This is a genomic window from Plantactinospora soyae (assembly GCF_014874095.1).
Lineage (GTDB): Bacteria > Actinomycetota > Actinomycetes > Mycobacteriales > Micromonosporaceae > Plantactinospora > Plantactinospora soyae.
Map to the genome: position 1 here is coordinate 9,670,621 of NZ_JADBEB010000001.1, position 20,940 is coordinate 9,691,560.

General features: G+C 71.7%; 15 protein-coding genes and 1 pseudogene. 5 read left to right on the plus strand and 11 right to left on the minus strand.

The window, feature by feature from the left end:
- Positions 1-998: 998 nt before the first annotated feature.
- Together H4W31_RS42190 and holA are read right to left on the minus strand one after the other, a co-directional pair.
- Positions 999-1,323 (minus strand): annotated as a pseudogene (locus H4W31_RS42190) (hypothetical protein); the annotation flags it as partial.
- Positions 1,320-2,294, minus strand: coding sequence for a DNA polymerase III subunit delta (holA, locus tag H4W31_RS42195; RefSeq protein WP_192771710.1), 975 nt, complete (start codon positions 2,292-2,294; stop codon positions 1,320-1,322). The pseudogene H4W31_RS42190 and the gene holA, both read right to left, overlap by 4 nt.
- Before the next feature lie 224 nt (positions 2,295-2,518).
- Between holA and H4W31_RS42200 the strand changes: the two genes are divergently transcribed.
- Positions 2,519-3,103, plus strand: coding sequence for a GNAT family N-acetyltransferase (locus H4W31_RS42200; RefSeq protein WP_192771711.1), 585 nt, complete (start codon positions 2,519-2,521; stop codon positions 3,101-3,103).
- Between the two features lie 19 nt (positions 3,104-3,122).
- On the opposite strand, the gene H4W31_RS42205 is transcribed toward H4W31_RS42200, so the two are convergent.
- The 8 genes from H4W31_RS42205 to pepN form a co-directional block, all read right to left on the minus strand.
- Positions 3,123-5,558 carry a ComEC/Rec2 family competence protein gene (locus tag H4W31_RS42205; protein WP_192771712.1) on the minus strand — a complete coding sequence of 812 codons (2,436 nt, stop codon included), beginning with the start codon at positions 5,556-5,558 and terminating at the stop codon, positions 3,123-3,125.
- Positions 5,555-6,451: a helix-hairpin-helix domain-containing protein gene (locus tag H4W31_RS42210; protein WP_192771713.1), complete on the minus strand. Its 897-nt coding sequence runs from the start codon at positions 6,449-6,451 to the stop codon at positions 5,555-5,557. Before H4W31_RS42210 ends, H4W31_RS42205 begins: the two co-directional genes overlap by 4 nt.
- Positions 6,452-6,601: 150 nt before the next feature.
- A complete protein-coding gene (locus H4W31_RS42215; protein ID WP_318783690.1) occupies positions 6,602-7,852 on the minus strand; it encodes an alginate lyase family protein in 1,251 nt (416 codons plus the stop codon).
- A gap of 160 nt (positions 7,853-8,012) precedes the next feature.
- Positions 8,013-8,858, minus strand: a complete 846-nt coding sequence (locus tag H4W31_RS42220; RefSeq protein WP_192771714.1) for a DegV family protein — start codon at positions 8,856-8,858, stop codon at positions 8,013-8,015.
- Positions 8,859-9,087: 229 nt separating this feature from the next.
- On the minus strand, positions 9,088-9,717 hold the full coding sequence (locus H4W31_RS42225; RefSeq protein ID WP_192771715.1) for a histidine phosphatase family protein: 630 nt from the start codon (positions 9,715-9,717) through the stop codon (positions 9,088-9,090).
- Entirely contained in the window at positions 9,714-10,112 is a 399-nt protein-coding gene (rsfS, locus tag H4W31_RS42230; RefSeq protein WP_192772816.1) for a ribosome silencing factor, read from the minus strand. The genes H4W31_RS42225 and rsfS overlap by 4 nt, the downstream gene beginning before the upstream one ends.
- Before the next feature lie 100 nt (positions 10,113-10,212).
- A complete protein-coding gene (nadD, locus tag H4W31_RS42235) occupies positions 10,213-10,809 on the minus strand; it encodes a nicotinate-nucleotide adenylyltransferase (RefSeq protein ID WP_192771716.1) in 597 nt (198 codons plus the stop codon).
- A gap of 135 nt (positions 10,810-10,944) precedes the next feature.
- Positions 10,945-13,500, minus strand: coding sequence for an aminopeptidase N (pepN, locus tag H4W31_RS42240; protein WP_192771717.1), 2,556 nt, complete (start codon positions 13,498-13,500; stop codon positions 10,945-10,947).
- Positions 13,501-13,571: 71 nt separating this feature from the next.
- On the opposite strand from pepN, the gene H4W31_RS42245 reads away from it, so the two are divergent.
- A complete protein-coding gene (locus H4W31_RS42245) occupies positions 13,572-13,790 on the plus strand; it encodes a DUF397 domain-containing protein (protein ID WP_101371446.1) in 219 nt (72 codons plus the stop codon).
- Positions 13,791-13,893: 103 nt separating this feature from the next.
- Here H4W31_RS42245 and H4W31_RS42250 read toward each other — a convergent pair whose 3' ends face one another.
- Complete coding sequence (locus H4W31_RS42250) at positions 13,894-14,763, minus strand: polysaccharide deacetylase family protein (RefSeq protein WP_318783691.1); 870 nt, start codon at positions 14,761-14,763, stop codon at positions 13,894-13,896.
- A 199-nt stretch (positions 14,764-14,962) separates the two neighbouring features.
- Here H4W31_RS42250 and H4W31_RS42255 point away from each other — a divergent pair, with 199 nt between their 5' ends.
- The 3 genes from H4W31_RS42255 (at position 14,963) to trpS (ending at position 20,929) form a co-directional block, all read left to right on the plus strand.
- Positions 14,963-16,531, plus strand: a complete 1,569-nt coding sequence (locus H4W31_RS42255) for an RtcB family protein (protein WP_192771718.1) — start codon at positions 14,963-14,965, stop codon at positions 16,529-16,531.
- Between the two features lie 347 nt (positions 16,532-16,878).
- The gene (locus tag H4W31_RS42260) at positions 16,879-19,566 is read left to right on the plus strand and encodes a PQQ-dependent sugar dehydrogenase (RefSeq protein WP_192771719.1); all 2,688 of its coding nucleotides are present in this window, start codon (positions 16,879-16,881) and stop codon (positions 19,564-19,566) included.
- 307 nt (positions 19,567-19,873) lie between these two features.
- Positions 19,874-20,929, plus strand: a complete 1,056-nt coding sequence (gene trpS, locus H4W31_RS42265) for a tryptophan--tRNA ligase (RefSeq protein WP_192771720.1) — start codon at positions 19,874-19,876, stop codon at positions 20,927-20,929.
- The last annotated feature ends 11 nt before the right edge of the window (positions 20,930-20,940 follow it).

Below are 20,940 nucleotides of genomic sequence, written 5' to 3' on the forward strand. Positions count from 1 at the left end.
CTCCTTATCGCCTGGGCTCCTTATCGCCTCCGGGCCGTCCTCGTTGCCCTCGATACAGCGGAGGTATCTCAGGCCGGGCACCCATCGTTGCCCCGGCGATCCGGTTTCGGCTCGGCGGGCCCGGGCCGACACCCTCAAAAGGGCCGGCCGGCGCCGCCGCGCCGCCGGTCATTCGTAGCGGCGCTTGGCCGACTGGCGTCCGCGCTGCCGGACGGTGTCGGTCGGATCCAACCGGACCAGCCAACGCCGGACTGGACGCTGGTCGAGTCGTTCGCCCGGCCCACGGTTCATCGGCTTGCCGCCACCGGCCCCTGGCAGGGACCCGGCCTGTTGCTGACCCTGTGCCGGCTGGTCCTGCGCCGCTCCGGCCTGCACCCGGCCAGCCGCCTTCCGCCGACCGGGCCCGGCATCACCAGCGGTCGTCCGCTCGGCCGCGCCGGCATTGGCCCACTCACCGGCACCCGCCCGCTCGGCAGCACTCGCCCGATCAGCGGCACCGGCATTCGCCCGGTCTGCGGCACCGGCCCGCTCGGCAGGTCCGGCCCGCTCGGCAGCACTCGCCCGCTCGGCAGCACCGGCATTCGCACGCCCGGCCGCACCGGCATTCGTCCGCTCGGCCGCTCGGTTTGCGACCGGCGTCGGGCTGGGGCGGGACGGGACACCGGACGACGCGGGGTCCCCACCGGACGGCATGACCCGGTCCGACGTCCGGATCCGGTCGGTGTCCTGACGACGGGCGCGGTGGGGGACGTCGACAGTCGGCCGTGGCCGCTGATCCTGATCCGGCCGGAACCCACCCCGACCGCCACGTTCCAGCCGCGCCCAGACCGCCGCACTCATCCCCGCCGGGCGAGCCGCCGGATCGATCCGGTCCAGGGGTCGACGATCCGGATCGGGCGTACCGGACGCCGGGACTGCGGCATCGGTTCCGGCAGCGGCTCCGGATCCGGCTCCGGTCGCCGGAGCGGCCAGACCGGGCCCGGTCAGCGTCTGCCTCGGTACGCTGGCCCGTCCGACCGCCGGCTGGATCTCCCGGCGAAAGCGCTCTCGTTCCTGTGCCGGTACCCGCGCCGCCGACCGGACCACGGCGGCGGCGACCACGTCGTTGACCTTCACCATGACCGCGACGGTCGCGGGCAGGACGAGTACCCCCCACCAGCTCACCAACTCGGCCAGCGCGAGCAGCAGACCGAGCGCCACTGTTCCCTCGAAGAAGACGAAACACAGCGTTCCGCCCGGATCGACGTGCCGGAGCCGCAGCGCCCGCGCGTACAACGGGCGTAACCGCTCCTCCTCGACGGACATGGCGGCTGCCGCGGTCATCGCGAAACGCTCGCCTTGCGAGCGGCCACGACCGCGACGACGGCACGTTCCAACGCGTAGCCACGGTCATCGGCCCCGCCCTTGACGGCGGCGTTGCACTCGGCGGCGGCGTACATCGCGTCGGCCAGTCCCTCCGGGGACCAGCCCCGGCCGACCCGCTGCGCCTTCTCGATCTTCCATGCCGGCATACCGAGGCTGCTCGCCAACTGGTACGCGCTGCCCCGGCCCGCCGAGCTGACCCGGGCCACCGTCCGTACCCCGTCGGCGATCGCATCGGCGACCGGGACCGGATCCACGCCGACGTGCAGCGCCCAGCGCAGCGCCTCCAGGGCCCCGGGCAGGTCACCGGCCATCGCCGCGTCGGCGACCGTGAACCCGCTCACCTCCGCGCGTCCCCGGTAGTACCGGGCCACCGTGTCGGCGCCGATCCGCCCGTCGGTGTCGGCGAGGAGTTGCGAGCAGGCGGAGGCGAGTTCGCGCAGATCGTTCCCGACCGCCGCGAGCAGCGCCTCGGCCGCGTCCTCGGTGCACCGTCCACCGCCACGCCGTACCTCGTCCCGGACGAACGAGACCCGGTCGCGGTGTCCCTTCAGCTTCGCCGCCGGTACGACCTCCGCGCCCGCCGCCCGCAGCCCGTCGGCGAACGCCTTGCCCTTCGCCCCACCGGCGTGCGCCACCACCAGGTGCACCTCCGGGTCGGGGTTCTTCGCGTACGCCAACAGGACGGCGACCAGGTCCTTGCGGGCGTCCTGTCCAGCCCGGACGATCAGCACCCGCCGACCGCCGAACAGGGACGGGCCGAGCAGTTCGGCGATCTCCCCCGGATTCAACGCCCCCGCTTCGTGGTCGTGTACGTCGACACCCGGATCGGCGGTCTTGGCCGCTTCGACCGCGCCGGCCACGGCCCGGGTGGCAAGCAGTTCCTCATCACCGAGGACGAGTAGGACGGGAGCGAGGCTGACGGGGGTCACTAGGTCATCGTCGCACGTGGCAAGTGCCCATCGGGCCTGGTCACCCCGCTCGCTGCGGCTGACCCTGCACTTAGCGCAAATCCAGACATTTACCTTAAGCCTGACATTCTTCGTTGGCGTCGCGTCCATTCTTTGTTGGCTTCGCGTCGAATTCGGTCGGCTCAGGCAGCGCTGGGCACCGCCTACCCACAGGTGTGCCGGCGGCTGGGATTACCGTGTTCGAGGTGAGTCAACGGACCGATGTCGGTGGAACTGCTGACGCGAGCCCTCTCGTGATCGGGCCTGCGACCGAGGATGACCTGCCGGCAATCGTAGAGATCCTCAACTACACGGCGGCGAACTCGATCGCCTCGTTCGCCACCCGACCGACCAGCGTGGCCGAGCGGCGGAACTGGTTCGAGCAGTTCTCCTCGACCGGGCCGTACCAGCTGTTCGTCGCTCGGCGCGGCAACCTGGTCCTGGGCTACGCCGGCAGCCAGCGCTACCGCGACCACGAAGCCTTCCGGGAGACGGTCGAGGTGTGCGTCGGGCTGGAGGTCGGTTGCCGGGGCCAGGGCGTCGGTACGTCGCTGTACCGCGCGCTGTTCGATCGCCTCGCCGACGAGCCGGTGCACGTTGTCCTCGCGGGTATCGCCATGCCCAACGACGCGTCGGTCGCACTGCACCGGAAGTTCGGCTTCACGGAGGTTGGCACGTTCCGCGAGTACGCGGTCAAGAACGGCCAGTACCTCAGTTCGCTGTGGATGCAGCGCCTTTCGCCGACGGTCGTGGCTCAGGACGGTCGAGCCGTACCGAGCCCAGCCGCCTGACCACCCGGTTCGTGGCCGTTCACCGCCTCGAAGGATCGCCCGGGTCCAGCCCTCGCACCGCGACTCCGAGCCGGCCACCGCCGTCCCGGACCACCGCCAGGTCCCCGTCGGTGTCGGTCCGCAACACCCTGGCCCCGGAGCGGGTCAACCGGGCCAGCACCGCCGGGCTGGGGTGCCCGTACCCGTTGTCGACGCCCACCGGCACCAGTGCCACCGCCGGGTCCACCGCATCGAGGAACGCCGGTTCCTGGTACGCGGATCCGTGGTGGGCGAGTTTCACCACGTCCGCCCGGAGCATGCCTACCGGAACCCGGTCCAGCAGCGCCCGCTGTTCCTCGGTCTCCGCGTCCCCGGTCAGCAGGATGCTCGTGCCCCGCACCTCAGCGCGCAGCACCACGGAATTGTTGTTCGGGTCGGAGCGGGTGCCCCGCATCGGGTACGGCGGGCCGAGCAGGGTCAGCACCAGCGGACCGGCCGCGTACGTCCAGCCGGTGCCGATCGGGCCGACCGGTACGCCCCTCGCCACATCCGCCTCGTAGACGGTGGCCCTCCCCTCGTCCGGCTCCAGCCATTCCGGGGTGGCCACGAAGTCCACCCGCCGTCCTCGGAACACTCCCTCCAGCCCGGCCACGTGATCGGCGTGGAAGTGACTGAGCACCAGCAGCGACACGACCCGTACGCCCAGCCGCCGCAGGCAGCGGTCGACGGCAACCGGGTCGGGGCCGGCGTCGACCACCACCGCCCGGCCGGCCGCGACCGGCAGGACCAGGCTGTCGCCCTGACCCACCGCACAGGCCACGATCACCCATCCTGGTGGCGGCCAGCCGGTCGCGACCAGCCGGACCGGCAGCGCGCCGACGACCACGGCGACCGTGACCACCGCGACCAGCCGGCGGACGAGCGGCCGGCGGGCGGCCACCAGGAGCGCGACCGTCAGCATCCCGAGCAGCAGGCCACCGGCCACCCCGTCCAGCCAGGGCAGCGTGCCCGCCGGCAGGCGAGCGCCATGCCGGGCCACCAGGACCAGCCACCAGGCCGGCCACCCGCCGAGCCACGCGACGGCCTCGGCGCCCGTCGACCAGAACGGGGACAGCACGGCGGCCGCCACCCCGAGCACCGTCGCCGGCGCAACGGCCGGCACCGCGAGCAGGTTCGCCGGTACGGCCACCAAACTGATCGTCCCGGACAGGCCGGCCACCACGGGTGCGCAGGCGAGCTGTGCCGCCGCCGGGATGGCCAGCGCCTCGGCCGCCCCCGCCGGTACGCCCCGGTGGCGCAGGGCGTCCCGCCAACGGGGAGCGAGCAGCAGGAGCCCGCCGGTTGCCAGTACGGATAGCGCGAATCCGGGATCGACGGCCAGCTCCGGATCGACGACGACCAGCACCGTCACCGCGCCGGCCAACGCCGGCACCGCAGCCCGTGGCCGGCCGGCGGCCAACGCGGCCAGCCCGATCGCGCCCATCGTCGCCGCCCGGACTACGCTCGGCGAGGGGCGGGCCAGGATCACGAATCCGACCAGGGCGATCCCGCACAGGCCGGCGGAGAGCCATGGTCCGGCCCGGGCCCAGCGGGCCAGCAGCAGCACCAGGCCGACGACTATCGCCACATTCGAGCCGGACACCGCCGTGAGGTGGGTCATGCCGGTGGCCCGGAAGTCCTCCTCGACGGCCGGCTCCAGTCGGCTCGTGTCTCCGACCACCAGGCCCGGCAGCAGCCCGCCCGGCTCGCGCGGCAACGGCGCGCAGGCCCGCTGCAACCCGGCCCGCAACGAGCCGGCCGTCCGCTGTGCCCAGGACGGGTCGCCGCGCAACACCGGCGGGGTGCTGACCGTCAGCACGGCGGCGGTGAGGTCTCCCCCGCGGGCGGCGGCGAGCCGACCGGTGGCGGTCAGCCGTTGGCCCGGTAGCAGTTGGCGCCAACCCGCGTCGCTGGCCAGCACGAGAATCCGGACCGGTGCCCGGATCCGGGCCTGTTCGGGACCCGCCAGCCAGTCGAGCCGAGTGGAGAGCAGATACATCGCGGGCCGACCGGCGGCTCCGGCGACCGGTCGGGGATCGTCCCGCACCACCAACTCGGCGGTGACCCTGGCCCGCTCCTCGGCCAGTCGATTGATCGGGGCGGCGTCCCGTACGCCGAGGCGGGCGGCCGTGACCACGCTGCCACAGAGCACCCCGAGCAGCACCGAGACGACGACCCACCCGTACCGCTCCAGGCTCTGCCGCTCCAGGCTCTGCCGCTCCAGGGTCTGCCGCTCCCGGTCGGGCTGCTCCGGGGCCTGCCGCTCCCGCCCTCCACCTGTCCGGCGACGGATCAGCCGGTACGCGAGGGTGAGCACCGCCAGCGTGGCCACGGCAGCGGTCAGCACCGCCGCCGTGGCGCCCAGGAGGAGTGCGGCCAGGGCGGACAGCCAGGTCCCCGCAGCGAGCCCGGCGAGTCGCAGATCCGGAGGGGTCACACCGTCACCAGGTCCTTCAGGTCCTCGTACCGGGCGTCACCGATGCCGTTGACCTGTCGCAGATCGCCCACCGAGCGGAAGCCGCCATGCTGCTCCCGGTGGGTCACGATGCGCTGGGCGAGGACCGGCCCCACGCCGGGCAGGGCGTCGAGCTGCGCCACGGTGGCGGTGTTGAGGTTGACCTTTCCGCCGACCGCCCCGGAGTGCGCCTGGCCCGGCCCGGCGCCGGCCGCCGTGGCTCCCGCTGGCGGGGTCACCCCGACCAGGATCAGCTCTCCGTCGGTCACCTTGCGGGCCAGATTCAGCAGGGAGACGTCGACCCCCGGCAGGGGACCACCGGCGGAGTCGAGCGCGTCGGCCACCCGTGCGCCGGCGGGCAGTCGTACCAGACCGGGTCGGCGTACCTTTCCGGCCACCGCGACCACCACCTCGGCGCCACCCGCGACGGAGCCCGAGCCCGACGGCATCGGTAGCGCGGCGGACGCGGTGGCGGGCGCGACGGACGGTGCCACCGGCTCGGTTCGGGGCCGGGACATCCACGCCCAGCCGGCAGCGCCGAGAACCACCACGACGGCGACCACCGCGATCGCCCTGACGCCGCGCCGCCCGGGGTCGAACGCGCCCGGCCCCGTCAACCGGGCCGACCCGGCCGGACCGGCCGACAGAACATCGCCAGCGTGGGACGGAACACCGCCCTCAGACGGAATATCGTCGGCGTGCGACAGACCATCGCTGGCGTGCGACGGAACACCGCCCTCGGTCGGTGGAACACCGCTTCCGGTTGGCCGGACATCACTTCCGGACGCGCCGGCAGCCCGGGCTACGGCCTGCGAGGCGCGCCCGCCGAGCAGCCGGAAGAGCCGCTGCCGCACCACTGCTTCCTCGTCGGACACCCGGCGAAGCTAGCCAAGGACGTACCCAGCACGAGGGCCGGACGTCCACGGCTGTGGACAACCGGCCCTCGTGTGGAAAACGCCCTGATCATGTCTATCTATGCTATGGCCGCACCGGAGTCCGACGACCGGCCGCCCGGCCGGCCGGCCTCAGTTGGGGTTGCCCGCGTGGGTCAGGGTCTCCCAGGCCACGAAGAGGTAGTTCGTGCCCGCCGGTCGCTGCCGCTCGGTGAGCTGTTGGGTCCTGGACATCGCGATGCCGCGTCGGTTGTTCAGCGCGTTGAAGGCAACCTCCGTGACCGGACCGAGCCCCAGGGTCAGGCTGCCGCCGCAGAGCGAGGACGGCACGGCGTCGCCCAGTTCGTACTTCGCGTGGAAGCCCAGCGCGTGGCGCAGCCGGTCCTGGATCTCCGGGTAAATGTCCTGGCCCTGATGCCGGAGCGTCTCCGCGATGTGCGAGATCGCCGAGATGCCGTACCCGGTGTGGGTGAAGTCGCGGCACGTCTCCTGGGAGAGGCCGTCGGAGAACTGCTGCTGGCCGTGCCAGTACGACACCACCTCCGCCCGGGTGTCGATGCTGGTGCCGACCGGGCCGCGCGGGTACGCGCCGTCGGTGGTCAGGTAGAGGAAGGCCGGCAACCTGTCGCGGAACTTGGCCACCGCCCGGTCGTAGACCGCCCGGTCCTCCAGGAACACCGAGATCCCGAGGGCGGCCTCCATCATGCTCAGTTCCCAGTTGCCGTTACTGGTCGCGTTGCCGTTGATGATCTCGGGCAGGTAGACGTCGCGCAGCATGCTGCCGAACCGGTTCACGCCGGTCGAGGACCAACCGCCGTACGTGTAGCGGATGATCTCCGCCGCCCGGGGCCAACTCGACGCGGCCCAGGCGGTCTGCAACGGCGCGTTGCTGTTGGTGTGGTCCCGGATCGTCGCCGACCAGGCGTCCATGATCTGGATGGCCTTCTCCGCGTACCGGCTGTCTCCGCCCACGTACCAGGCCAGCGCGAGGGTGTACGCGGCCAGCGCGTCCTGCCGTTCGTCCGTACAGCCGTTGTTGGGGTTCGAGTACGAGCCGCATTCCACAATGGCGCGCGGCTTCGGCGTACGGGACAGCGAGGCGAAGGCGCTCGCCATCATCTGGTCGTAGGCGCCCTTCCAGGGCTGTGCCCCGGCGTTCACCCGGGACCGGACGAAGTCGAGTTGTGGACGGCTGACCAGGACACCGGGGTGGGTGAACGTGGCGGGTGCGGCGATCCGCTGCTCCGCTGCCCCCGGTACGGATGGTGCGGCGGCGGCCGGGGTTCCGCCGGCACCGGCGTACGGGACGACGACGGTTGTCAGCAGCAGTGCGCCGAGGGCGACCACCCGGGACATCCTGACCTGGAGACGTGACCTGGACACAGCGCTCCTCCTGCTCGGGGCATGGTGAGAGAGGTCGGCAAAAGCAACTCTTAGGAAGCTTTCCTAACCAATAGGACCATCCAGATCGACTCCAGTCAACGCCCAGGGACGTTAAGAAGGGGCCCGTCCTATACAAAAAGCGATAAGAAGGGGCCCTTCCTTACACCCGGTGCACGACGACGCAGGCCAAACCGGGACCGGCGTGCGCGGCGACCACGGCGCCGGCCTCGGTGACGTACGAGGCACGCAGCCGGGAGCCGAGCCGCGCGTGCAGCGCCTCGGCGAGCTCGGCCGTTCGTTGGGGTGCGGCGAGATGGTGCAGGCCGATCTCGACCTCGTCCTCCCCGGCCGCCTCGACGGCGAGGTCGACCAGCCGGGCGAGCCCTCGACCGGAGGTACGCACCCGGTCCCGCAGCACGATGGCGCCGTCCAGGACGTGCAGGATCGGCTTCACCGACAGGGCCGTCCCGAGCAGCGCCTCGGCGGCGTTGATCCGGCCGCCCCGACGCAGGAACTCCAGCGTGTCCACGTAGAAGAACGTGCTGGTCCGCCCGATGGCGTCGACCGCGGCCCGGCGTACCTCGGGCAGCCCGGCCCCCAGCGCGGCGGACGCGCCGGCGGCCAGTGCCGGAAAGCCGAGACCCATCCCGGTCGACCGGGCGTCGACGACGCTGACCCGCTCGCCCAGCTCCGTCGCGGCCAGCCGCGCCGCCTCCACGGTGCCGGACAGCTCCGCCGACAGGTGCACCGAGACCACCCCGGTGGCGCCGTCCGCGAGCAACTGCCGGTACGTCCGGGCGAACTGTTCGGGTGCCGGTCGGGAGGTGCTCACCGACACCCGCCGACCGCCCAGTGCCCAGGCGGCGTCCGCCGGGTGGACGTCGACGCCCTCCTGGCCCTGTACCCCGTCCAGTACGACGGCGAGCGGCACTACGGTGAGCCGGAACCGATCGACCAGCTCGGCCGGCAGGTAGGCGGTGGAGTCGGTGACGACCGCGACGGGCATGCCGGCACGGTAGCCGATCACCGGCGGAAACGAGACCGTCGGACGCCCGGGGTCACGGATGACGACACCGAACGACCGGATCGTGCCCCGAACCAGCCGATTCACTGCGTCCGGCATCGCCCCGAACCAGCCGATTCACTGCGTCCGGCATCGCCCCGAACCAGCCGGATCGCTGCGGCCGGCACCGGCGGCCCGAGCCAGCCGGGGCGCCGAGTCTGGACGACAGGCGTCAGATGGCGGCGGGTGGCGGACCCTGGGCGATCAGCCCGACGTTGTGTCCACGCAGCTGCCAGCCGCGTACGTCGTCGTGTCGCAGCTCGGTCCAGTGACAGTTGTTCAGCGACCCGACGGCGCGCAGCACCGTCGAGTCCCAGCCGAGCAGATAGCCGCAGCCCTGCCGGGCACCGCCGCCATGGGCCGCCACCACGATCGTGCCGCCCGGCACAGCGTCGGCGGCCTGCTGGAGCGCCGTGCCGACCCGCTTGCCGAGTTCGTCGAGGCTCTCCACCTCGGCGCCGGGATCCGGCTCACCGGCCCGCCAGCGGGCGTGCTCGGCGGGAAACCGCTGCGCCACCTCGGCCATGCTCAGGCCCTGCCACTGCCCGTAGTAACGCTCCCGCAGCCGGGGATCGGTCCGGATCGGCAGCCCGGTCAGCGCGACCAGGGCCGCGGCGGTGTCGGCGGCCCGGCGCAGGTCACTGGCGACGATCGCGTCGGGGCGTAGCGCGGCGAGCAACGGCGCGGCACTGGCGGCCTGCTCCCGGCCGAGGTCGTTCAGTGGTACGTCGAGCTGTCCCTGCACCCGGTTGACGACATTCCAGTCGGTGTTGCCGTGCCGCCAGACGATCAGCCGGGTCATTCGGCGATGCCCGCCTCGGCTTCCACCAGGTCCCGGTCCACGAACGGAATCGTCGGGCAGTCCTTCCACAGCCGGTCCAGCGAGTAGAACTCGCGCTCCTCGGTGTGTTGGACGTGGACCACCAGGTCGATGTAGTCGAGCAGCACCCAGCGGCCCGCCCGCTCGCCCTCGCGACGGACCGGCTTCGCCTTCTCCGGCAGGCCGACCAGCGCCTCCTCGATCGCGTCGACGATCGCGATCACCTGGCGCTCGTTCGGTGCGGAGGCGAGCAGGAATACGTCGGTGATCACCAACTGGTCCGCCACGTCGATGATGACGATGTCCTGCGCCTTCTTGTCGGCGGCGGCCTGCGCGGCGACCGTTGCCAGCTCGCGGGCGCTGTCGGAAGCTGTCACCATTCTCCTTCGATCAACCGTCGGACTCTACCTAGCCTCTCACACGGCGGTGCGGTACGGCCTGGCGGTTAAGGAACGGCGAGCACCAGACCGGGCGAAATCACCCCTGATACAGCCGACGTTTGGCGATGTACTGCACCACACCGTCCGGCACGAGGTACCAGACCGGCTCCCCGGCGGCCACCCGGCGGCGGCAGTTGGTCGACGAGATGGCCATCGCCGGCACCTCCACCAGGCTCACCGTGTCGGCCGGGAGGTGCGCGGCGGAGAGTTCGAAACCGGGCCGGGTCACTCCGATGAAGTGGGCCAGCTCGAACATCTGGTCGAGATCCTTCCAGGAGAGGATCTTCTCCAGGGCGTCGGCGCCGGTGATGAAGAACAACTGGACCTTCGGGCCGTACTCGGCATGCAGGTCACGAAGGGTGTCGACGGTGTACGTCGGGCCGCCCCGGTCGATGTCGGCCCGGCTGACCTGGAACCGTGGGTTCGAGGCGGTCGCGATGACGGTCATCAGGTAGCGGTCCTCGGCCGAACTCACCGGTTCGTCCGCCTTCTGCCAGGGCTGTCCGGTGGGCACGAAGACCACCTCGTCCAGGGCGAACCGGTCGGCCACCTCGCTCGCCGCGACAAGGTGCCCATGGTGGATCGGATCGAAGGTGCCCCCCATGATCCCAATCCGCCGGATGTCGTCCTCCACACCTTGATCGTAGGCCGGTCTCGCCTCCGGGTCCCCCGGGCATGAGCCAGATCGCATTTCCCCCAGCGGGTGGGAGTACACGTCCCCGCGCCCGGAACGACCCCGCCGGGGGTGCCGCAATCCCGACCCGATCGGCTACCGGGCGGCGGACCGGGAGCGCAGCGCCCGGCCCAGATCATCGTCGGCGTCGGTGACCACCCGGCGCAGACCGGGCGGAATGTCCGCGCGGGCCAGCAGGGCAGCGGCCAGTTCCCGGGTCCGCCCGGCCACGGCGTAGCGGGGATAGCCGAGCCCGGCGACCTGGTCGGCCACCCACGGGGTACGGCGACGCGCCGCCTCCGGCATCTCGGCGAAGTACCGCTCCACATAGGAGGCGGTCAGCTCGGTCTGCTCGGGTTGCCAGAATCCGGCCGCGCTGGCCTCCAGCAGCCGGTTGGAAAGCGTCGTGTCGAGTGTGATGATCCGCCAGGCCCGGTCCTTGGCGGTCGGGTCGGGCAGCGCGGCCCGGCAGGTCGCCGCCCGCTCAGCCCCGCTGGCACTCGGGTCGACGGCCTGCTCGGCGGCGATCTCAGCCTCGCCGACGGCACCGAGTACGGCCAGCCGGCGCAGTACCGCCCAGCGCAGTTCGGCGTCGACCACCAGCCCGTCCGGAACGTTCTCGCCGGCCAGCCAGCCCGCCAGCGCGGTGGTGTCGACGGTGGCCCCGATCAGGCCCCGCGCGGCGGCGAGCTGGCGCGAGCCACCGGGCGGGGCCGCCGCCAGCAACCTCGCACAGGTGCCCGCCAACCGCTCCAGCGCGGCGGATCGGACGTCCGGGTCGAGGTAGCGGTCGAGCAGCGGACGGATCCGGTTCAACACCTCCTGCACCACGACCAGCTCCGGCTCGGCCGGCAGGGCCGCCACGACCAGCGCCACCACGTCGGGGACCGGACGCTCGCCGTCGCCCACCGCGTCCAGCGCCTCGCTCCAGAGCAGCGCCCGGGCCAGCGGATCGGCCAGGCCGGGCAGGACCAGCGGTACGGCCTGCGCCGACCCGCCGTCCAGGCGTACCTTGGCGAAGGTCAGGTCCCCGTCGTTCGGTAGCAGCAGTCGGGCCGCCGGCTCGCCGGTCAACTGGTCGAGCACGGTCCGCCCACCGTCGACTGCCGGGTCGAGGTCCACCTCGATCCGGCGCCGCAATCGCGCCTGTGGCCGGGTACCAGCAGAACCGGGATCGCCGTCGGCGGTGTCGGCGAGGTCGTAGAGCCCGACACCGATCCGGTGCGGGCGCAGCAGCGGATTCCCCGACGGGGCGCTCTGCACGATGGCGACCTCGGCGTAGTGCCCGTCCTCACGCAGCTGTATCTCGGCCCGCAGGGTGTTCGGTTGCGGCTGCCGCAGCCAGACCTCGGCCCAGCCGGTCAGGTCCCGACCGCTGCTCGCCGAGAGCGCCGCCAGCAGGTCGGCCAGGGTGGCGTTGCCGAACCGGTGGGCAGCGAAGTAGCCGCGCAGGCCGGCCAGGAACGCCTCGTCGCCGAGCCACGCGACGAGTTGGCGGAGCACCGAGGCACCCTTGGCGTACGAGATTCCGTCGAGGTTCGACAGCGCCTCGGCTGCGTCGGCCACCTCGGACGGCGCCACGGGATGGGTCGACGGGCGCTGGTCGGCGGCGTACCCCCAGGCCTTGCGGCGGAGCCCGAAGGTGGTCCACGCCCCGCCGAACCGGGTCGCCTCGGCGGCCACCCGGGTCCCGAAGTACTCGGCGAACGACTCGTTCAGCCACAGGTCATCCCACCAGCGCAGGGTGACCAGGTCGCCGAACCACATGTGCGCCATCTCGTGCGCGATGGTGGTGGCCCGTTTCTCCCGTTCGACGTCGGTGACCACGGACCGGTACAGGTGGTCGTCACGGAAGGTGACCAGGCCGGGGTTCTCCATCGCCCCCATGTTGAACTCCGGCACGAACGCCTGGTCGTACTTGCCGAACGGGTAACGCACGTCGAACAGGTCGTGCAGCCGGTCGAGGCACTGCCGGGTGACGGCGAAGATCTCGTCCGCGTCCCGGTCCAGTTGCTCGGCGAGCGAGCGGCGGCAGTAGAGGCCGAGGGGAATGCCGTCGTGCTCGCCACGCAGCACGTGGTACGGCCCGGCGATCAGCGACACGATGTAGGTGGCCAGTGGCGGGGTCGCCGCGAACTCCCACCTCCCCGGCGTCGGGGTGGCGGCGAGTTCCCCGTTGCCGGCCACAATCCAGTCCTCCGGCGCGACCACCGAGAGGGTCACCGGCGCCTTCAGATCGGGCTGGTCGAAGCAGGCGAAGATCCGCTGGGCGTTGTCGATGGCCGACATCGCGTAGAGGTAGGTCTGCCCGTCGGCCGGGTCGACGAACCGGTGCAGCCCTTCCCCGGCGTTCGAGTACGCCATCTCCGCCTCGACGACCAACTCGTTCTCGGCGAGCAGCCCGGTCAGGGCGAACTGGTTGTCGTCCAGCGCGGCCGGATCCAGTTTCGTGCCGTTGAGCCGTACGCCGAGGAGTTTGGCCGGCCTGACCTCGACGAACGTGGCGGCGCCCGGGGTGGCGGAACGGAACCGGATGCTGGTGATGGACCGGAACCCGGCCGCACCACCGGTCAGATCCAATTCGACGTCGTACGACTCGACGGTGAGCAGTGCGGCGCGTTCCGTCGCAGCTACCCGGCTCAGGCTCGGCATCCGCATATCCTGCACGATGGGTCCACGGACGGCTGGAGTCCGGGCCGAACCTGTGTATGGAGGAACCGAGGATGGCGCAGCACCCCAAGGGCGATTTCGACCTTTCGCGCGCCGTGTGGCAACGGGCCGAGGGCGACGATTCGGAGGGCGCGGTGGAGATCGCGTTCGTCGACGACCTGATCGGCATGCGCAACTCCGCCGAGCCGGACGGGCCGGTGCTGGTCTTCACCCAGGCCGAGTGGGACGCCTTCGTGGCCGGGGCCCAGGACGGCGAGTTCGACCTCGACTGACTGACCCGCCCACCCTGCCGGCCGCCGACCGCTCCCCCGCCGAGGGGCGGTGGCGGTCCCTGGGCAGTACACCTGGAGCGTGTTGGGACGGTCGACCGGCTGTTCAGCGGATGTAGTCGCCGAGCAGGGCCGGGGTCAGTCCCGCCGTGTGGATGGCGGTCAGCGCGGCGATGAAGTCGTCGACGAACCGCTCCCGGAAGTGCATCAGGATGATGTCCCCGGCCCGCACCCCGGGGCCGTCCTGGTAGCGGACCTTGCCCTTGTCCACGGTCTCCTTCCAGAAGAACGCCGCCTTCATGCCGCAGTCCCGGCTCGCCCGCAGCGTGCTGGCGTCCTTGCTGCCGCCGGGCGGCCGGAACAGCACGGGGCGGCGGCCGTACCACTGCGCGAGCCGGTCGGCCGACCCGCAGATCTCCTGTCGCTGCGTCGCGTACGGCTTGCCCCGCAGCACCTGATGGGTCACGGTGTGCGCCTCGATGGCCACATTGTCCGGAAGGTCCCTGAAATAGTCGGGGTCGTCGTCGACGGCGTTGACGGTGAGGAAGAGCGTCACCGGCACCTGCGCGTCGAGGAGCAGTTGCCGGAACTCCGGCTTCTTGACCCAGCCGTCGTCGATGGTCAGGAACGCCACCGGCTGTGTGGTGGGGATGCGGCTGTACCAGCCCGCCTCCGGTCCGGCCGGTACGGTCACCGGCTCCGGCGGTGGCGCGGGCGGGAAGCGCGGCACCCTGGCCGCGTACGGGCCGGTCGGGGTGGGCACGTCCGGTGCGGCGGACGGGTCGGCGCCGGACGGCTGCGCCGGAGTGCCGCCCCGGCAGCCGGCCGGGCCGGCAAGGAGCGCCACCAACACCGTGACGACGACCAGCGGTACGCCGACGCGGAACGGCCGGTCACCGTGCCGGCCCGGGCCACCGTCCCCGCTGGTCGCGCGCCCCGCCGCCATCGCCGGGACACGAGTCTCGTTCACGCTCACCCGCCGACCCTAGCCCTGGCGGGCTTATCCGGTTGCCGCCCGCTCGACCGGACATCTACCCTGATCTTGACCTCGCGGCTGCTGAACCGTCGAGCACCACAACCGGATATCGCGGGACCCGTCCCGCCCGCCCGCACGCGTCGACGCGCGTGTCGATGGCCCGCGTCCACCCCGCACAGCAGCTTCGAGAGGTTCCCCCATGCCCACACCAGCCGCCAAGCGGCCCGATCCACGCCTGGTCAGAGTCGACGACTCCTGGCTCACCCTGCCCAACCCGTCCGGGGTACCCGTCGACATCTGCGCCGGACCGGACGTACCGATCGAGTCGGTGGCGATCGACGAACTCCTCACCGTGCTGGAGACCGCCGACACGCTGCGGAGCCTCGCCCGCGCCACCCCGGGACTCGACACCGAACCCCGGATCGACCGGGTCGTCTGCACGCCGGACTTCCACAAGGGAGCCGGCATTCCGATCGGCACCGTGCTGCGTACGACCGGCGCACTGATCCCACAGGCGGTCGGGAACGACATCAACTGCGGGATGCGGGTGGAGGCCACCTCGGTCACCGTCGATCAGATCCGTCCCCACCTCGACCGGCTGGAACGGCGGCTGCGGCACCTCTTCTTCGAGGGTGGCCGCCGGATCGGCCTCACCGCCCGGCAGCGCGAAGGACTGCTCCGCGAAGGGCTTCCCGGCCTGCTCGCCGAGGGCGTACCGGCCGGGTCCACCGCCGGAAGTGCGGACAGCGGCGGGGCGTGGCGTCAGGTCGGGCCGGACGATCTGACCGAACTGGACGGTCGGCTGCACTCCACTGGCTATCCGGTCCCCTCCGCCGAGGGGTTCCGGGACTGGATCACCAGCGGCGGCGGGACCAGCTACGACAGCATCATCGGCAGCGTCGGCGGCGGCAACCACTTCGCCGAGTTGCAGTACGTCTCGGCGGTGCACGACGGTGCGGCCGCGTACGCCTGGGGTCTGGCTCCCGGCCAGGTGGTGCTGATGGTGCACAGCGGTTCGCTCTCGCTCGGCCACCAGGCCAACGCCACCGGGCGGGACCAGGCGAAGGCGGCCTGGCCACGCGCGGTGCCGACGCCCCGGAACCGGATCCTGCCGATGCTGCTCGACGAGGCATCCGCCCCCGGGCGGCAGCGGTACCTGACCGCGTTCGGCAACGCCGCGAACTTCGCCCTCGGCAACCGGTTTTTCCTGGCGTTGATGCTGCGGGCCGGGCTGGCCGAGATCGTCGGTGAACTCCGGTCCCGGCAGGTGTACGACGCACCGCACAACCTGATGTGGCCGGATTCGGACGGCACCGTGCTGCACCGCAAGGGCGCCACCCCGGCGGGCGGAGCCGGCGGCGCCGGCCAACGCCCGATAGACCTGTACGGCGAACCGGTCATCGTGCCCGGTTCGATGGGTGCGCCCAGTTACCTGCTCCGGGGGCTCGGCAACACCCGCGCACTGACCAGCGCCTGCCACGGCGCCGGCCGCAGCATCCCCCGGGGTACGGCAGCCAGGGGCGGCGACGCCGAACTCGACGCGTTCCTGCGGGAGTTCCGGGTGGTGACCCCGCTCGACCATCGCGACCCGGCGGTGGCCGCCCGGCGGGACATCATCGACGCGTGGCGCCGTGACCTGAAGCAGGAGGCGCCGTGGGCGTACAAGGAGGTCGGCCCGGTCGTCGACAGCCTACGTCGGGCCGAGGTCGCCGAACCGGTGGTCGAACTCCGGCCGATCCTGAGGCTGACTCCGCGAGCGGGAACGTGACGGAGCCAGCGACGACAGGAATGGCGACGACAGAGCCAGCGACAGGAATGGCGACAGTCAAGGGCTGAGCGCAGATCCGACCGGTCGGGCAGAGCCGCTTCGCCCGACCGGTCGACCACTCTCCGATGATCCGGCTAGGCAGTGCGTCGGGGTCCGGGAGGACATCATCCGCATTGATGAGCGACGCACCGTTAGCCCGTAGTCACGAGATGCTCACTCCGGGCGCCGCAGGAGTGCCCTCCGCTGCCTGTCCCCCTAGCGTGACAGATCCTTTGTGCACTTGGAGCTGCGCCAAGTTGGGGGAAAGTGGCATGCCATCACCCGCACAACCGTCATCGATCACATCCATGCTCCGTACCGGCCTCGTGGTCGGCCTGCTGGCGGCGCTGACCGCGCCGATCTCCGGTACGGCGCCGGCCGCCGCGGTGGTGTTACCCACCGGATTCCAGGAACAGGTCGTCTTCACCGGCCTCAACCAGCCGACCAACATCGAGTTCGCCCCGGACGGCCGCGTCTTCGTCGCCGAGAAGGGCGGCCGGATCAAGGTGTACGACGACCTCGCCGACACCACCGCGACCATCTTTGCCGACCTGTCGGCGAACGTGCACAACCAGCACGACCGGGGACTGCTCGGCCTGGCCCTGCACCCGAACTTCCCCACCCAGCCGTACGTCTACGTGCTCTACGCCTACGACGCACCGCCCGGTCAGACCGCCCCGTACTGGAACGACAACTGCGCCTCGGTCGGCGGTACCAACGGCGGCCGGTGCATCGTCACCGGCCGGCTCTCCCGGCTGACCGCGGCCGGCAACACGATGACCGGCACGGAACAGGTGTTCATCTCCGACTGGTGCCAGCAGTGGGCCAGCCACGCCACCGGTGACCTGCGGTTCGGCGCCGACGGCATGCTCTACGCGACCGCCGGGGACGGGGCCAGCTACGACCTGGTCGACTACGGCCAGTTGGGAACCCCGGCCAACCCGTGCGCCGATCCGCCGGGCGGAACGATGACGCCGCCGACCGCCGAGGGCGGCGCGCTGCGTTCCCAGGACCTGCGGACCACCGCCGATCCGACCAGTCTGGACGGTACGGTGCTGCGGCTGGACCCGGCGACCGGCGCCGCCGCCCCGGGCAACCCGGGCGCGGCCAGCACCGACCCCAACACCCGACGGATCGTCGCGCAGGGGCTGCGCAACCCGTACCGGTTCACCATCCGCCCGGGCACCAACGAGGTGTGGCTCGGCGACGTGGGCTGGAACCGCTGGGAGGAGGTCAACCGGGTGGTCGAGCCGACGGCCGGCGTGGCCAACTTCGGCTGGCCCTGTTACGAGGGCGCGGCCCGGCAGGGCGGGTACGACGGCGCCAACCTCGACCTCTGCGAGAGCCTCTACACCGGCGCCGGGCAGACCGAACCGTTCTACACCTACGACCACGCCGCCCGGGTCGTCAGCGGGGAGGCCTGCCCGACCGGAAGCTCCTCGGTCTCCGGGGCCGCGTTCTATCCCGCCTCCGGCGGCAGCTACCCGGCCGAGTACTCCGGCGCGCTGTTCTTCTCCGACTACAGCCGGGACTGCATCTGGGCGATGATGCCCGGCGCACCGGGCGGGGTGCCGGTGGCGACCAGCCGGCGTACCTTCGGCAGTGCCGCCGCCAACCCGGTCGATCTGGCGATGGGTCCCGGCGGGGACCTCTACTACGTCGACCACGCCGGATCGGTACGCCGGATCCGGTACTTCCCCGGCAACCAGCCACCGGTCGCGTCGATCGCCGCCTCACCCACCTCCGGAACGGCACCGCTGACCGTGAACTTCGACGGCACCGGCTCCTCCGACGCGGACCCGGCCGACGAGGGTCGACTCCGCTACGAGTGGGACTTCACCAACGACGGCACCGTCGACGCCACCACCGCCACCGCCTCGCACACCTATCCGGCCGGCGGCCCCTACACCGCCCGGCTGACCGTGTACGACACCCTGAACGCCTCCGCCACCCAGACCGTGCCGATCCAGACCGGCAACAGCATGCCGACGGCGGTGATCGACACCCCGGCGGAGGGCTTCACCTGGGCGGTCAACGACCCGATCAGCTTCACCGGGCACGCGACCGACCCCGACCAGGGCACCCTGCCGGGCAGCGCGCTGCACTGGCGGATGCTGCTGCACCACTGCTACACCCTGGACAACTGCCACACCCACAGCCTCCAGGACTTCACCGGTAGCGGCGGCAGCATGTTCGGACCGGACCACGAGTACCCGTCCTATCTGGAGCTGGTCCTGACCGCCACCGACAGCGGCGGCCTGAGCCACAGCACCAGCGTCCGACTCGATCCGAAGACCGTGAACCTGACCTTCAACTCCAGCCCCGCCGGCCTGCAACTGGTGTTCGGCTCGGGGCCGCAGGCCACGCCGTTCACCCGTACCGTCATCCAGGGGTCGAGCAACACGGTCAGCGCGGTCACCCCGCAGAGCCTCGGCGGCGTGCCGTACGTCTTCGGCTCCTGGTCCGACGGCGGGGCCCAGACCCACGTGATCACCGCACCGGCCACCGCGGCCAGCTACACCGCCACCTACAACCCGCAGTCCGGCAGCACCCGGCTGGCGCAGTCCCAGTGGTCCGTGGCCGGGGTGGACAGCCAGGAGACGCTCCTGGTCAACGGCCGGGCCAACAACGTCCGGGACGGCAGTACGTCGTCGATCTGGCACACCCAGCGGCTGCTCTCCAACCCGGCGCATCCGCACTGGATCGACCTCGACCTGACCAGCACCCGGACCGTCAACCGGCTGTACTACCTGCCCCGGCAGGGGTCCAACACCGGCGGTCGGATCACCGGATACGAGGTGTACGTCTCCGCCAACCGCACCAACTGGGGCAGTCCGGTGGCGACCGGCACTTTCCCGAACAGTGCGGCCGAGCAGACCGTGACGATTCCGCCGACGAGCGGCCGGTACATCCGGTTCCGTGCCCTCGGCGAGGTCAGCGGTAACCGCTGGACCTCGGTAGCCGAACTCAACGTCGGGGTGGTGCCCACCGGCTGATCCTGAGCGGCGCCCCGGTGACCAGGCAGTACGCCCAGCCCAGTACGCGGATCGCGGGTGCGGCACCGCTACCTGGTCACCGGGGTCCGGCCGGACCACAGCACGTCGGTGATCAGGTTCCCGGGCGGGTCGATCGCCCTGCTACCGTGGGGAACATGCGGATCACCCTGAACGGTTGGTGGGCGCCCTGACGGGCGGCCATCGCATCCGCGTACCCGAATTCAGCAGCGGCCGCCCCTTCCGGGGCGGCCGTTTCGTATGCGCTCACCCCGGAGGCGGTCGCCGTACCCGGTAAGGAGCACATCCCATGACCCCACGTACCTCGGTCGACACGCCCACACCGGCGAGCCCGACCAGCCCGGCCGGCGCGATCATCCCGAGCGGCGGCGTACGCCGACTCACCGGGCTCAAGCCGACCGGACACCTGCAACTGGGCAACCTGCTCGGCGCCATCCGGCCGATCGTCGCCAGCCAGTACCGGTCCGAGACGATCGTCTTCCTCGCCGACCTGCACGCGCTCACCGTGACCCACCAGCCGGCCCAGGTCCGGGCGCTCACCCTGGAACAGGCCACCGTGCTGCTCGCCGCCGGGCTGGACCCGGACCGGGCCCTGCTCTACGTGCAGTCCCAGGTGCCTCAGCACGCCGAGCTGCACTATCTGCTCGAATGCACCACCGGCTACGGCGAGGCGCACCGGATGATCCAGTTCCGGGAGAAGTCCACGAACCAGCAGCAGGTACGGCTGAGCCTGCTCAGCTATCCGGTGCTGATGGCCGCCGACATCCTGCTGCACGACACCCAGGAGGTGCCGGTCGGCGACGACCAGAGCCAGCACCTGGAACTCGCCCGTACCGTCGCCAACCGGTTCAACGCCCGCTACGGCGACACCTTCACCGTGCCCCGGGCGGTCCACCCGACGGTCTCGGCCCGGGTGATGGACCTGGCCGACCCGACCAGCAAGATGGGCAAGACCGGTGACAGCGACGCGGGGACGATCTTCCTGCTGGACCCGCCCGAGGTGATCCGCCGCAAGGTGCAGCGGGCGGTCACGGACCCGGGCCGGACCGTCGAGTACGACCCCGAGCGCCGGCCCGGACTGGCGAACCTGCTGGACGTCCTGGCCGCCTGCCTCGGCTCCTCCCCCACCGCACTGGCCGCCGACTACCGGTCGTACGCCCAGCTCAAGGCGGCGGTGACCGAGGCGGTCGAGGCGATGCTGCGGCCGATCCGGCTCCGCTACGACGAACTCGCCCGCGATCCCGGCTATGTCCGGCGGGTACTCGCCGACGGGGCCGACCGGGCCCGGGAGAGCACCGCCGACACGGTGCACCGGGCGAAGCGGGCGATCGGACTGCTGCGGTGAAGCGGATCCGC

Coding starts and splice junctions, on each gene's coding strand:
- H4W31_RS42220 (WP_192771714.1), bottom strand. CDS start 8,858: ATGCCCGTCGCGGTCGTCACCGACTCCACCGCCTACCTGCCGGCCGAG.
- H4W31_RS42225 (WP_192771715.1), bottom strand. CDS start 9,717: ATGACCCGGCTGATCGTCTGGCGGCACGGCAACACCGACTGGAATGTC.
- pepN (WP_192771717.1), bottom strand. CDS start 13,500: ATGCCGAGCCTGAGCCGGGTAGCTGCGACGGAACGCGCCGCACTGCTC.
- H4W31_RS42245 (WP_101371446.1), top strand. CDS start 13,572: ATGGCGCAGCACCCCAAGGGCGATTTCGACCTTTCGCGCGCCGTGTGG.
- H4W31_RS42255 (WP_192771718.1), top strand. CDS start 14,963: ATGCCCACACCAGCCGCCAAGCGGCCCGATCCACGCCTGGTCAGAGTC.
- H4W31_RS42260 (WP_192771719.1), top strand. CDS start 16,879: ATGCTCCGTACCGGCCTCGTGGTCGGCCTGCTGGCGGCGCTGACCGCG.
- trpS (WP_192771720.1), top strand. CDS start 19,874: ATGACCCCACGTACCTCGGTCGACACGCCCACACCGGCGAGCCCGACC.